The 13034-nt window shown below is 69.9% G+C and carries 12 protein-coding genes; 9 read left to right on the top strand and 3 right to left on the bottom strand.

The features are described from left to right. Positions 1-529: 529 nt before the first annotated feature. From RAB70_RS01015 to RAB70_RS01005, 3 genes are all read left to right on the top strand, one after another. Complete coding sequence (locus RAB70_RS01015) at positions 530-937, top strand: hypothetical protein (protein ID WP_223875724.1); 408 nt, start codon at positions 530-532, stop codon at positions 935-937. 267 nt (positions 938-1204) lie between these two features. After that, positions 1205-2878 (top strand): M28 family metallopeptidase, encoded by a 1674-nt coding sequence (locus RAB70_RS01010; protein ID WP_148829344.1) that lies wholly within the window; start codon positions 1205-1207, stop codon positions 2876-2878. A 77-nt stretch (positions 2879-2955) separates the two neighbouring features. Beyond that, positions 2956-3423, top strand: coding sequence for a hypothetical protein (locus RAB70_RS01005; protein ID WP_148829343.1), 468 nt, complete (start codon positions 2956-2958; stop codon positions 3421-3423). Positions 3424-3436: 13 nt separating this feature from the next. Here the strand turns inward: RAB70_RS01005 and RAB70_RS01000 are convergent, their stop codons facing one another. Next, positions 3437-5029, bottom strand: a complete 1593-nt coding sequence (locus RAB70_RS01000; protein ID WP_017908520.1) for an APC family permease — start codon at positions 5027-5029, stop codon at positions 3437-3439. Between the two features lie 269 nt (positions 5030-5298). On the opposite strand from RAB70_RS01000, the gene RAB70_RS00995 reads away from it, so the two are divergent. The 6 genes from RAB70_RS00995 to RAB70_RS00970 all read left to right on the top strand — a co-directional run bounded on the left by RAB70_RS00995 (position 5299) and on the right by RAB70_RS00970 (position 9043). Then, positions 5299-5721, top strand: a complete 423-nt coding sequence (locus tag RAB70_RS00995; RefSeq protein WP_148829342.1) for a hypothetical protein — start codon at positions 5299-5301, stop codon at positions 5719-5721. 10 nt (positions 5722-5731) lie between these two features. Then, positions 5732-6181, top strand: coding sequence for a type II 3-dehydroquinate dehydratase (locus RAB70_RS00990; RefSeq protein ID WP_017908518.1), 450 nt, complete (start codon positions 5732-5734; stop codon positions 6179-6181). Further along, a complete protein-coding gene (locus RAB70_RS00985; protein ID WP_017908517.1) occupies positions 6162-6380 on the top strand; it encodes a hypothetical protein in 219 nt (72 codons plus the stop codon). The genes RAB70_RS00990 and RAB70_RS00985 overlap by 20 nt, the downstream gene beginning before the upstream one ends. Positions 6381-6548: 168 nt before the next feature. Then, positions 6549-7844, top strand: a complete 1296-nt coding sequence (locus RAB70_RS00980; RefSeq protein ID WP_148829341.1) for a sensor histidine kinase — start codon at positions 6549-6551, stop codon at positions 7842-7844. Next, positions 7837-8604, top strand: coding sequence for a LytTR family DNA-binding domain-containing protein (locus RAB70_RS00975; protein WP_148829340.1), 768 nt, complete (start codon positions 7837-7839; stop codon positions 8602-8604). Before RAB70_RS00980 ends, RAB70_RS00975 begins: the two co-directional genes overlap by 8 nt. 43 nt (positions 8605-8647) lie before the next feature. Beyond that, on the top strand, positions 8648-9043 hold the full coding sequence (locus RAB70_RS00970) for a hypothetical protein (protein WP_148829339.1): 396 nt from the start codon (positions 8648-8650) through the stop codon (positions 9041-9043). 590 nt (positions 9044-9633) lie between these two features. On the opposite strand, the gene RAB70_RS00965 is transcribed toward RAB70_RS00970, so the two are convergent. Then, a complete protein-coding gene (locus tag RAB70_RS00965) occupies positions 9634-10656 on the bottom strand; it encodes an IS5 family transposase (protein ID WP_148829423.1) in 1023 nt (340 codons plus the stop codon). Between the two features lie 148 nt (positions 10657-10804). Then, positions 10805-12922 (bottom strand): TonB-dependent siderophore receptor, encoded by a 2118-nt coding sequence (locus tag RAB70_RS00960; RefSeq protein ID WP_148828040.1) that lies wholly within the window; start codon positions 12920-12922, stop codon positions 10805-10807. Positions 12923-13034 lie beyond the last annotated feature (112 nt).

Here is a 13034-nt window from a genome sequence, read left to right as displayed (position 1 = left end):
GGTCTCCGGAAGCGGGCCGGCCCCGCAGTCGGAGCGGCCCAGGTGAGGGTAGGGGCAACGGACGCCGCGCCCGGCTCGGGTGGAAGCCGGGAGGGGCACGCGGATCGGCGTGGCCACCGGATCGGCGCGGCCCCGTGATGCGCGAGCGCGGCATTAGAGCATGTTCAGGTTCGTATTTGAGCGGTTTATCACAATAAATTTTTGCGACAGCGCACGTCTGGCGGGTGCCCGGCCCTCGCCGGTCCCGCGGCCGCCTCGCTACACTCGGCCGCTCATGCCTGCCGAGAGGGATCTTCGTGCAACGTCCAAACCTGTCCTTCGCGGTGCAGTGGCCCCATTGGCGCCCCGATTCCGCCTTCCGTCCGAGCCGCGGCGCCGGCGCAGCGCGGCGCGCGTGAGTCGGGAACCGCTACCGCCGTCGGCAGCGCCGGCGCCTGCCCCGGCGGTTGCCGCCGCGGCCGCTGCGCGCGCGCAGCCCGATGGCGTGCCCCCGGGCAATGGGGCGCCGCGCTGGCTGGTCCGCAGCGGCGTGGTGCTGGCGTTCGCGATCGTCGGGCCGCTCCTGGGCACGCTGGTCGTCGGTCTGCCGTTGGCGTTTTCCTGGACGTGGGGGCAGCCCGGCGGCTTCGGCGATGCGCTGCCGCTTCTCCTGCTCATGGCGTTGGTGTCCTGCATCTTCGGCGCGTTGCCGGGGCTGTTGACCGGCCTGTTCGCCGCCTATGCCTGGCCCCGCCTGCGTGGCTGGCGCGCGCATCTGCTGGTGGGGGTGATCGGTGCCGCCATGTCGGCCGTCTGCGTCGGTGCGCTCATCGCCTGGATCAACAGCCATCGCGACGCGTTCCGCGAGCCCGGCAGCTGGCTGGGATCTTGCGTGCTTGCCGGGGGCGTCGGCGCCATGCTGCTCTCGCTGGCGCTGGACCGGCTGCGCGGACGCTGAGCGCTGCCGCGGCCCGGCCGGTGCTGGCCTGCGGCCGCAGGGCGCCAGCCGGCCCGCGGGCTCCAGCCACGGAAGTCCCGGGCGAGCGTGTCCATTTCCCCGCGCGTCCCTGCCGCACGCGCAGCCGCAGGCGGCGTGCGCGCGGATGATGGTGCGTCCCAGGACATCAGTGCTCGAAGGACTGCGCGCCCGAAGGACCCCGGCCCCTGCCGATCGCCTGGCCGCGCCGCTACACTCAAGGTTCTTTGTGTCTGCCGAGGGAACTCCGTGAAACGACCGATCGTGAGCCTGCTGGCGCTTGCGCTGTCCGGCGCCAGCCTGGCGGCACCGCCGCCCGCACCGACCTTCGACACCAAGCGCTTGTCCGCCGACGTCAAGACACTGGCCTCCGATGCCTACGAGGGCCGCGCCCCGGGCTCGGCGGGCGAGGAGAAGACCGTGGCCTATCTGAGCGCGCAGTTCCAGGCGGCCGGCCTGCAGCCCGGCGGCGACCTGCGCGACGGCAAGCGCCTGTGGACCCAGGCGGTGCCGCTGCGCCGCGCCGACATCGTCGGTACGCCGCAGCTGGCCATCGCCAGCGGCGACCAGCGGCAGGCCCTGACCCAGGGCCAGCAGATCGCCGTGCGCGCCGCGCTCGACGGCAGCAGCCAGGTGACCCTGGACGGCGCGCCGCTGGTGTTCGTCGGCTACGGCGTCAAGGCGCCCGAGCGCGGCTGGGACGACTTCAAGGGCGTGGACCTGAAGGGCAAGATCGCGGTGGTGCTGATCAACGACCCCGATTTCGAGACCGGCAAGGGTGCGTTCGACGGCAAGGGCATGACCTACTACGGCCGCTGGACCTACAAGTTCGAGGAAGGCGCGCGGCAGGGCGCGGCCGGCGTGCTGATCGTGCACGAGACCGCACCGGCGTCCTACGGCTGGGCCACCGTCGCCAACTCCAATACCAACAGCATGTTCGATGTGGTCCGCGACGATCCCAAGTCGGTGCACCCGGAGCTGGAGGGCTGGATCCAGCGCGACCTGGCGGTGGACCTGTTCAAGCGCGCCGGGCTGGATTTCGATGCGCTGAAGAAGCAGGCGCAATCGCGCGACTTCAAGCCGGTGGAGCTGAAGGGCGAGCGCCTGTACGCCGACTACGCGGTGAAGTCGGAGGTGATCACCTCGCACAACGTGGTCGCGCGCCTGCCCGGCAAGACCCGGCCGGACGACACCCTCATCTACACCGCGCACTGGGATCACCTGGGCGTGGGCGCGCCCGACTCCAAGGGCGACCACATCTTCAACGGCGCGCTGGACAACGCCAGCGGCGTCGCCGCGCTGCTGGAACTGGCCCGCGCCTTCGCCAAGGGCCCGGCGCCGCAGCGCTCGGTGGTGTTCATGGCGGTCACGGCCGAGGAAAAGGGCCTGCTCGGCTCGGAGTACTACGCCTCCAAGCCGCTGTATCCGCTGGCGCGCACGGTGGCGGTGATCAACATGGACGGCATGAGCCCGTTCGGGCCCTCGCGCGATTTCGGCATCTACGGCACCGCCAAGCTGGAACTGCTCGACGACCTCAAGCGCGTGGCCAAGGGTTGGGACCTGCGCTACACGCCCGATCCGAAGCCGGAAGCCGGCTACTTCTTCCGCTCGGATCACTTCTCCTTCGCCAAGCGCGGCGTGCCGGCGCTGTCCTTTGCCGCCGGCCAGGACTGGGTGGACGGCGGCGTGGCGGCCGGCAAGGCCGCCTCGGACGACTACACCGCCAAGCGCTACCACCAGCCCGGCGACGAATGGCAGCCGAACTGGACCTTCGCCGGCGCCGCGCGCGACATGCAGGTGCTGTACACGCTGGGCGAGGAACTGGCCAATTCGACGCAGTGGCCGAACTGGAGCCGCGACTCCGAGTTCCGCGCCACCCGCGACGCCAGCGCCGCACAGCGCCAAGCCGCGCCCGCCAAGTGAGTCACGCTCCAGTGCCGCCTGCGCCGCAGGCGGCTGCGGATCCGCCGCCGGGTGCGCGCGCGGAAGGCGCCGATCCGATGGGCGCCGACGCGGGGAGCGATCCGCTGCCGCGCTGGCTGGTCTACCTCGGCGTGGCCATGGCGTTCCCGCTGGTCGGGCCGCCGCTCGGGACCGTGGCGGTCGGCCTGCCGGTGATGGCGGTCGCGTGGCTCTGGGGCGGCGCTCACCTCGGTGACATCGGCGGCGGGCTGCTGATGCTGCTGGGGATCGCGCTGTATTCCTACCTGTTCGGCGTCTTGCCGGCCTTGCTGACCGGCCTGGTCGCAGTACGCGCCTGGCCGCATCTGCGCGGCTGGCGCGCGCATCTGCGCATCGGTCTGGTCGGCGCCGGGTTCTCGGCAGCGTGCATCGGCTCGGCGATCGCGCTGTTCGGCGATCACGCCGAGATCGGTGCGCTGGCCGCCGCGGCAGGGCTGTGCGCGCTGGCCGGCTTCAGCGGCGCCACGTTGCTGTCGCGCGCGCTGCAAACTTTGCGCGGCGGCTGAGCGCCGCCGCGGCTCAGCCGCCGCTGGCCTGCTGCAGCGACGGCGTGCGCCAGCCGGCGCGCACGCCCCAGAAGTAGAAGCCCAGCGCGACCACGCCGACCACCACCAGGTCCGGCCCGTAGGACAGGTAACCGTGGCCGCCGAAGGTGGTGCTGCCGGCCCACGACAGCAGGGCGATGGTCGGCAGGTAGGCGATCAGCCAGCTGGCGCCGCGCAGGTGCCGACGGAAATCCTTCCAGCCGTCGCGCTGCTGGTAGTAGGCGTACACCGGCAGGGCGACCAGCATCAGCAGGATGATCTCGCCGGTCAGCGGCCAGCGCGCCCAGTACAGCAGTTCGGTGGCCAGCACGAAGGCGGCGGCGGCCAGCACCGGCAGGCCGGCGATGCGCAGCGGGCGGTGCATCTCCGGCGCGTGCTTGCGCAGCGCCATGGCGCTGATCGGGCCGGTCAGGTAGGAAATGATCGTCGCCACCGAGATCACCGCCGCCAGCGTGCCCCAGCCGCGGAAGAAGAACAGGAACAGGTAGGACACCAGCAGGTTGAAGAACATCGCCGGGCGCGGCACTCCCCAGGTCGGATGGATCCGGCCCAGCACCTTGGGCATGGTGCCGTTGCGCTCCATGCCGTAGATCATCCGCGCGGTGGTGGCGGTGTAGGTGATGCCGGTGCCGCTGGGGCTGACGAAGGCGTCCACGTACAGCAGCATCGCCAGCCAGTGCAGGTTGACGATGATCGCCAGCTGCGCGAAGGGCGAGCGGAAGTCGATGCCGTGCCAGCCGGCCTTGGCCAGCAGGTCCGGCGGCACCGCGCCCAGGTAGGCGACCTGCAGCAGCACGTAGACCACCGTGGCCAGCGCGATCGAGCCGAGCACCGCGAACGGGATGCTGCGCCCGGGATTGCGCGCCTCGCCGGCCAGGTTCACCGGACTCTGGAAGCCGTTGAAGCTGAACACGATGCCGGCGGTGGCCACCGCGGTGAGCACCGCGGCGAAGTCGATGGTGTGGCTGCCGCCGTGCAGGCCGACGCTGAAGTTCTCGCTGTGGAAGCCGCTGGCGATCAACGCCACGCCGGTCAGCGCCGGCACCACCAGCTTGAACACGGTGATCAGGCTGTTGGAGCGCGCGAACAGCTTGACGCTCCAGAAGTTCAGCAGGAAATACACCAGCACCAGCACCGCGGCGATGCACAGGCCGGGCACCGACAGCTCGCCGGCGCCGCCGGGCTGCTGCACGTACAGGTCCTGCGCCCACTGCCAGGGCCAGGACGCCATGTACTGCACCGAGGCCTCGGCCTCCACCGGGATCACCGACACGATCGCGATCCAGTTGGCCCAGCCGGCGATGAAGCCGACCAGCGAACCGTGCGAGTAGTGGCTGTAGCGGACCATGCCGCCGGACTCGGGGAACATCGCGCCCAGTTCGGCATAGGCCAGGGCGATGGTGGTGACGATCGCCGCGCCCAGCACCCAGGCCCAGATCGCACCGGGGCCGGCCAGCCCGGCGGCGCGCCAGGCGCCGAACAGCCAACCGGAACCGATGATCGAACCGAGGCCGGTCAGCATCAGGGCGAACGGGCCGACATCGCGGCGCAGGGCGGTTTGGGTCATGGCGGGTCCGGCGGCGGGAAGCGGGGGATGATCGCATAAAGCTGGGATTGGGGATTCGGGATTGGGGATTCGCAAAAGCGGATGGCGGCGCTGCGCTTCCACCAATCCCGAATCCCCAATCCCGAATCCCGCCTTTTCAGCGAATCCCCAATCCCGAATCCCGAATCCCGGCCTTACAAAGACTTTACGCCCCAGGCCCTCTTCCGCCATGGAACGCTTACGCGGCGCGCGCGCAGACTGCGCCACGTCCTTTCCGTTGGATGTGTTCCATGTCGATTCTGCTGATCCAGGGCCCGCATCGCGATGCGTCGGCCATCGCCGCGGCGCAGTGTCTGGCCGCTTCCCATGTCGCGCAGGTGGTGCCGGTGGCCTGTGCCGATGCTGCGCAGATCGTGGCGCGGCTGCAGCAAGGCGCGTGCGACGACACCGAGCTGGTGCTGCTGGATTCCGGCGAGTTGCCGGCGTCGGAGCTGGCCGACCATGGCGCGCAGCTGTGCGCGGCGCTGGATGCGCTGGGCCATCCGTACATCGAGGTGCACGATGCCAGCGCGCAGGCGCTGGAACCGCTGCTGCATCCGCGGCACATGCCGTTGCTGACGGTGATCGCCAACGGTGCGCTCGCCGACAGCTACGCGATCGCCCTGGGCGTGGCGCAGCGCCGGCTCGGCGCGCGCGCGGCGCTGGCCAACTGAGGGCGCCGCCATGTCGATCCTGTTGCTCCGTGGCCCGGACTGCGTGGCCGGCCATCGCGGCCGCCCGGCCCGCATCGCCCCACCGGTGATGCGGCAATTGCTCGCCCATGCCGGCCGCGCCGGCAAGACCCTGGCCGTGCGCGGCTGCGCCAGCGAGCGCGAACTGCTGCAGGCGCTGGCCCAGGCCGACCAGGCCGGGGTGGAGATGCTGCTGCTGGATCCGGGCGCGTGCTCGGACAGCGCCGTCACCGCGGACGCGGTCGCGCACCTGCGCCGGCCCTACGTGGAAGTGCACGACGATGCCAGCGATCGCCGCGAAGCCTGCCTGTGCGCGGCGTCGGGGCAGCGCCTGGGCCAGGTCGGCGGCTACTGCGCGCAGGGCTACGCGCTGGCGCTGTCGATCGCGCTCGAACATCTTGGCTGCAACGGCTACGAAGGCGATGTCCACGTCGGCACCTGAGCACGCGCGCCACTATCTGGCCGACTACGAGGCCTACAGCTTCGGCCAGCGCGTGGCCTGGGGCACCCTGGCGCACACCTGGGCCGAGCCGGCGCCGCTGGACCCGGAGCGGCTGCTGTGTCACATGCGGGCGCAGGCGGCGCAACGCCACGGCGTGGACAGCAGCGAGATCCGCATCCGCAGCGTGAGCCGGCTGTAGGGCGCGCTGTCGCCTGGAATGGCGCCGCCGCCTCGGCGTGCGGCTGGGCTGCGGTTTCGTCCTGCCAAGGCCCGGTCCCATCCTCGCCAGCGGCGGTTTCGTCGCACGCCGCTGGCGCCGTGCGACGCCGCGGCTATCCTCGCCGGAACTTCCCAGTCCCCGGCCGCCATGCTCGCCAGCCTGTTCTTCCTCGTTCGCCTGTTGTGCGCCTGGGCCGGGGCGGTGATCGTGGCCGCCTTCGTCTGGGCCGGGTTGTTCTACGGCATGAATTCCGGGCCGGGCTGGCTGTTCGGCCTGTTGGCGATGCTGTTGATGCTGTCGGCGCTGATCGCCGGCATCACCCACCTGCGCAAGGTCTGGCTGATCGCCGGACGCCTGGATTGGGGCACCCTGGCCAGCCGCCAGCGGCGCCAGATCGAGATTCCGCTGGACACCCATGAGGCGTTCGCACTGCTGGATGCCGCGGTGCGCGAGCTGCCGCGGGTGGAGGAGGTGGAAAGCACGCTGGACAGCCTGCAGGTGCGCGCCAAGGTGCGTCGCATCGATCCCTACAACGGCCGTCCGCCGTCGCGCTGGAACCTGGCCGCGCGCTTCGCGGTCAAGCGCAACCAGGTGCTGGCGACGGTGACCCCGGGCACCGGCACCAGCAGCCTGACCCTGCTGCTGGAGCCGGATGCCAGCGCCTGGATCGACCTGTTCGCGGTCGACGAGGGCAGCAACTACGAGAACGCCGAAGCCCTGGGCCGCGCGCTGGCCCGGCGCGTGGCCGAGCTGCGCCGCGACGAGCAGGCCGCCGCCGCGCAGGCCGCCACCGAGCAGGAGCTGACCGTGGCGCGGCTGAACCTGCTGCACGCGCAGGTCGAGCCGCACTTCCTCTACAACACGCTGGCCAGCGCACAGGTGCTGGCGCGGACCGATCCGCCGCGCGCCGACCTGATGCTGGGCTATCTGATCCAGTACCTGCGGCGTTCGCTGCCCAGCACCGAGGACGCGATGAGCTCGCTCGGCGACGAACTCGAGCGGACCCAGGCCTACCTGGAGATCCTGTGCATCCGCATGGGCGCACGTCTGCAACTGCAGGTGCAGGTGCCGGAGACGATGAAGACGCTGCCGCTGCCGTCGATGATGCTGCAGACGCTGGTGGAGAACGCGATCAAGCACGGTCTGGAACCCAAGCCCGGCGGCGGCACCATCTGGATCCTGGCGCGCGCGGTCGACGACCACGTCACCCTGACCGTGGCCGACGACGGCCTGGGCTTCAACACCCAGTCCAGCGGCACCGGCATCGGTCTGAAGAATCTGCGCGAGCGCTTGCGCCTCACCTATGCCGGCGCGGCGAGCTTCGCCATCGTCTCCAACTTCCCCAGCGGCGTGGCCGCCACCATCACCCTGCCGTGGCCGGCGGGGACGACGCCGCCACCGCCGGCGCCGGTGGCGATGCACACGGGAGCGCACCATGACTGACGCGATCGTCGCCGAGGACGAAACCCTGCTGCGCGATGCGCTGGTCGTGCTGCTGGGCGAGGTGTGGCCGGAGTTGCGCATCGTCGCCGAGTGCGAGGACGGCGCCAGCGCGCTGGAGCGGCTGGCCGAGTTGCGCCCGCAGGTGGCGTTCCTGGACATCCGCATGCCCGGGCTGAGCGGCATCGAGGTGGCGCGTGCGCTGGGCGAACTGAGCCCGCACACGCAGGTGGTGTTCGTCACTGCCTACGACCAGTACGCCATCGACGCGTTCGAGCACGGCGCGGTGGACTACCTGCTCAAGCCGATCGTGCGCGAGCGCCTGCAGGCCACGGTGCAGCGGCTGCAGGCACGGGCGGCGCAGGGGCCGGATCCGGCGGTGCTCGACGCGCTGCTGCAGCGTCTGCAGCAGCGCCCGGCCGCGCCGTCGGCACCGCCGCCGCTGGCCTGGGTCACCGCCAGCAGCGGCCGCGAGACGCGGCTGATCCTGCTCGACGACGTGCTGTATTTCCAGGCCGACAGCAAGTACACCACGGTGTTCACCCGCGACGGCGAGGCGGTACTGCGCACCTCCTTGCGGGAGCTGCTGGATGTGCTCGATCCGGCGGCGTTCCGGCAGATCCACCGCTCCACCATCGTCAACCTCAAGGCGGTGGCCTCGGTGGTACGCGACGACACCGGCAAGGGCCGGCTGAAGCTGCGCCACCGCGACGAGGTCCTGACCGTCAGCCAGCCGTACATGAGCCTGTTCCGCGGCATGTAGCCGCGCATTCCCCCGCTTCGCACTGGAACAAGGAATCTCCGCCATGCGTCTGCTCTCCGTGCTGTGGTCGTGCCTGCTCGGCCTGTTTGGCTGCCAGGGACATGCCGATCTCGACCTGTCCATGGGCGCCCGCCGCGAGACGGTGGTGCAGGCCAGCGAACGTGGCGTGCCGCTGCTCTTCAGCCGCACCACGTATCGCGGTGGCCTGGCCACGTTCCGTTGCATCGACAGCCGCAGCGGGCGCTGCCACTACCAGGTCTACGCCGCCTGCACGGCATCGCCGCAGGCCAGCGGCGGCGATGGCGCTGCCTGCAATCCGCGCGTGCTGCAGGCCTTCGATCTGGCGGTCGGTCAGCGCCGCGAGATCGCCGGGCTGCCACGCGACTTCCGCCAGTGCGTGGTGTCGGATGCACCGGTCTCGGCCTGCGGGCGCGAGTGAGAGGCGATAGCGAACGGCTGGTCGATACGATCTTCCGACACATCCAGCGATGTCACGATGGCCGCGGCTGTTGTGGGAGGGACTGCAGTCCCGACGCGTCTGCAATGGAACTGCCGGATGGCGTCTTGCGTCGCGACCGAAGTCGCCCCCACGCGGGCATTGCCGCGGAGCTGTCGGACGTCGCGCGTCGCGGCTGAAGCCGTTGAGAGGCATTGCCGCAGAGCCGTCGGACGACGTCATGCGTCGCGGCTGACGCCGCTCCTGCGCGATGCCTCGTTGCGGTCCGAAGATCGGCACCGTCGGAGCGGCTTCAGCCGCGACCCGGATGCGAGGTCGACCGACGCATCGCGTCGCCGTATCCGCCTTGCATCCGACTGTCGCAATCGGATCGCTGCCGTTGTGGGAGGGACTTCAGTCCCGACGCATCGGCAACGGAACTGCCGGATGACGTCTCGCGTCGCGACTGAAGGGCACCTCGAACAACCTGCCACGACCTGGAGCCAGGGGTAGCATCTGTCGCAACGGCACCAGAGCGGCGCCTGATCGTGGTGGTTGGGAGGCTGAGGTGGCCGCTGGGCTACCTCAGCCGATCACGCTGGCGCCATGGCCCGCTCCTGTAGCCGTGCCAGCCGCATCACGTTATGGCTGGCGACCTTCAGCCCGATCACCACCTTTGCCCGCGCCAAGCCGATGCAGCGTACGAACTTGCCGCCTTGTTGGGCCAAGCGCGCAAACGGGTGCTCGCCGAACACCCGATCCTTGGCAATTCGACGGTTCCGGCGCTTTGCTGCCTCGCTCAAGGGCTTGCGCGCATGCCCTTGATGTTGGATCGCGGGGCGGTAACCACGCCTTTTCAGGTCTGCTTCCCGCGCTGCATCGGCATACCCGCTATCGGCCCATACCGTGCGGCCGGTGTTGTCCGGGTCCAGCACCTGCTCGAAGTGACGGCTGTCGTGCACGTTGGCCGCGCTCACGTCGTAGCGGCGGATGAAGCCCCAGCGACGGTCCGTGCTGGCGTGCAGCTTGTAGCCGTAGAACGCCACCCCATGCTTCCTGGTCCAACGTGCCTGCATATCCTTCTGCGCACGCTTGGCATCGCTCCAGTCCTGGCCGACGTCATCGCCCTGCTTGATCTGCGCGTTCTCTTCGCGCGTGTTGCGCTGGATCGGAGCGCTGACGATGCTGGCGTCGATGATCTGACCGCCGCGGGCAATGAACCCGGCACGTTGCAATTGCTCACCGATCGCCGCGCTGATGTCGCCCATCAGATCCTTGGTCTTGAGCCGTTCGCGCCACACCCAGATCGTCTTGGCGTCGGGCACCTTGCCGCTGTGTTCCAGTCCGAGGAATTGCTGGAAGCTGCGCCGATCCAGCACCTGGTACTCCAGCGCATCGTCGGAGAGGTTGTACAACTGCTGCAACAGCAGCAGCTTGATCATCACCTGCGTCGGCCAAGCCGGACGGCCACCGCGCTTGCCAGTACCCAAGGACAGCTTCGCGTCTACGACGTGAGCAATCCCGGCAAAGTCGATATGCCGTGACAGCAGAGCCAGAGGATCGCCGATCTGCTGCCGCTTGGCTTCGCGTTCGTGGCCGGCAAACAGGCTGATCATCGTGGCGTCCTCGGCGTGTTCTCCAGACCAATGATGCCAAAGGCGGGGTTTTTAGAGGTGCCCTGAAGTCGCTCCCACAGGTGTTCCCCGCGATCCGGCATCCGCGCTTTCAGCTACGGCGTCCGTCGTGGCAGCGACGCGCACCCACTCAGTAATCCACGCCCACCGAGAACAGCAGCGTGCGTGGATCGCCCAGGGCCACGGCGCGCTGCAGGCCGCCGGTGAAGTAGTCGCGGTCGAAGGCGTTCTTCAGGTTCAGCGCGTAGCGCCAATGGCCCTGGCGGTAGCCCAGGCCGGCATCGAACACCAGGTAGCCGGGAATGCGATGGCCGTAAGCGGTCTTCTCGCCTTCGGCGCGGGCGCCGCCGCTGACGCTCCAGCCGTCGGCCGCGCCGTGGGCGGTGTACTGCAGCCACACAGAACCGCTATGCCGCGGCACGTTGTTCAGGCGGCTGCCGACGCTGCTGACACGCTGGCCACCGTCGTCGGTGACCACCGCATCGGTGTAGGCGTAGCCGCCGAACAGGCTCAACCCGTTGCCCAGGTCGGCGGCGGCGTTGAGCTCCAGGCCGCGGCTGCGCTGTTCGCCCACGGCGATGCTGTAGCCGTCGTTGAACGGATCGGTCTGCAGCACGTTGCGCCGGCGCAGGTCGTACAGCGCCATGCTCAGGCTGGTGCCGCTGCCGACTTCCATCTTGACGCCCAGTTCCACCTGGCGCCCGCGCTCGGGATCGAACTGCGCGCCCTGCGCATCGACGCCGACATTGGGATAGAAGGAGGTGGCGACGCTGACATACGGGCGCAGCCCGCCACCGGCGTCGAACATCAGCGCTGCCGAACCCGTCGTGGCACTGTTGTCGGTGCGCGTGTCGCTGCCGGCCAGCCGGTCCTCGCTCTGGTTGCGGCTGCGATCGTGGCGCAGGCCCAGCAGCAGTTGCCAGTCCGGTGCGAACTGGATGCGGTCGCGCAGGTACAGGCCGCCCGAGGTCACCACGCTGAGGTTGTCGCGGGTCGGGCGGGCCGGGCAGGTCACGGCGCTGCCGTAGACCGGCGCGTACACGTCGAGATTGCCGACGCGGCAGGTCGACTGCACGTTCCATTCCCAGGTCTTGAACGCGTCCAGGCCGGCGGTGACGGTGTGCTGCCAGGTGCCGGTGGCGAAGCCGCCCTGCAGGTAGGTGTCCTGCACCCAGGTGCGTCCGTCGAACTGTTGCTGGGTGGCGGTACGGCGCAGGGTGCGCAGGTTGGCGGCCAGGCCGTTGTTGGCGATCAGGAAACCGTCCAGGCCGAAGCTCTGCCAGCGCGCGGCGTGGTGCAGGCTCCAGCCGTTGTCGAAGCGGTGATCGAGCACGTAGCCGATCCGGCTCTGATGGCTGTGGTACGGCCGCTGCCCGGGTTCGCCGGTGAACAGCGCGCGGTCGATCCTGCCGTTGCGGTTGGGTTCGGCGCTGCCTTCCCAGGGCAGGCCCTGCTGGCGGATGTAGTCGCGTTCCTGGTAGCTGGTCAGCAGCACGAAATCGGTGCGCGGGCCCAGGTCCAGCGACAGCGAGGGGGCGATCCAGCGGCTGCGGAAGTACACGTGGTCGGTCGGGTCGTCGCTGTTCATCGCCAGCGCATTGAGGCGCAGTGCGACCTTGCCATCGGCCGACAGCGGCTGGTTGAGATCCACGCTTCCCTGGCGCAGGCCGTCGCTGCCCACGCCCAGGTCGACCCGCCGCATCGGCTCGGCGCCGGGATGCTTGCTGATCAGGTTGACCAGGCCGCCCGGCAGCACCTGTCCGTACAGCAGCGAGGCCGGGCCCTTCAGCACCTCCACCTGCTGCACGCCGAACAGTTGCTCGGCCACGCGGTTGCTGTCGGCGGTGCGCAGGCCGTCGACGAACAGCGCGTCGGAGGCGGTCTGGCCGCGGATGATCAGGTCGTCCCAGCCGCGCCGGCCGTAGGTGTTGGCGACCACCCCGGAGACGTTGTGCAGGGCATCGGACAGGGTGCGCGCCTGCTGGCTGTCCAGCAGCGCGCGCGGCACCACGGTGATCGAGAACGGCGTCTGCGCCAGCGGCGCATCCGACTTGTCGGCCTGCACCGGTCCGGTGGCGCGGAAGCCGCTCTGCGCATCGGCGCGCACCTGCACCGTGGGCAGGGCGATCGCCTGTGCGGCATCGGCGCCGCTGTCGGCGTCCGAGGCGGTGTCGGCACTGGCGGCGTGCGCAGGCAGGGACAGCGCCATGCCCAGCAGGCAGGCGCGCGAAAGGGGATGCAGTGTCATCGAGACCGTGGGGTGAAAGTTCTAATCGAGAATGATTATATTTCGCGAAACGGGCGTTGGGAATGCCCTGTGTCGCCGCGGTCGGCTGACGCCGGCTGCGTCGGGTCGGTGC

The organism is Xanthomonas sontii (genome assembly GCF_040529055.1).
Taxonomy (GTDB): Bacteria; Pseudomonadota; Gammaproteobacteria; order Xanthomonadales; family Xanthomonadaceae; genus Xanthomonas_A; species Xanthomonas_A sontii.
Note: the sequence above shows the minus strand (reverse complement) of the source record. Positions and strands in the feature narration are given on the sequence as shown.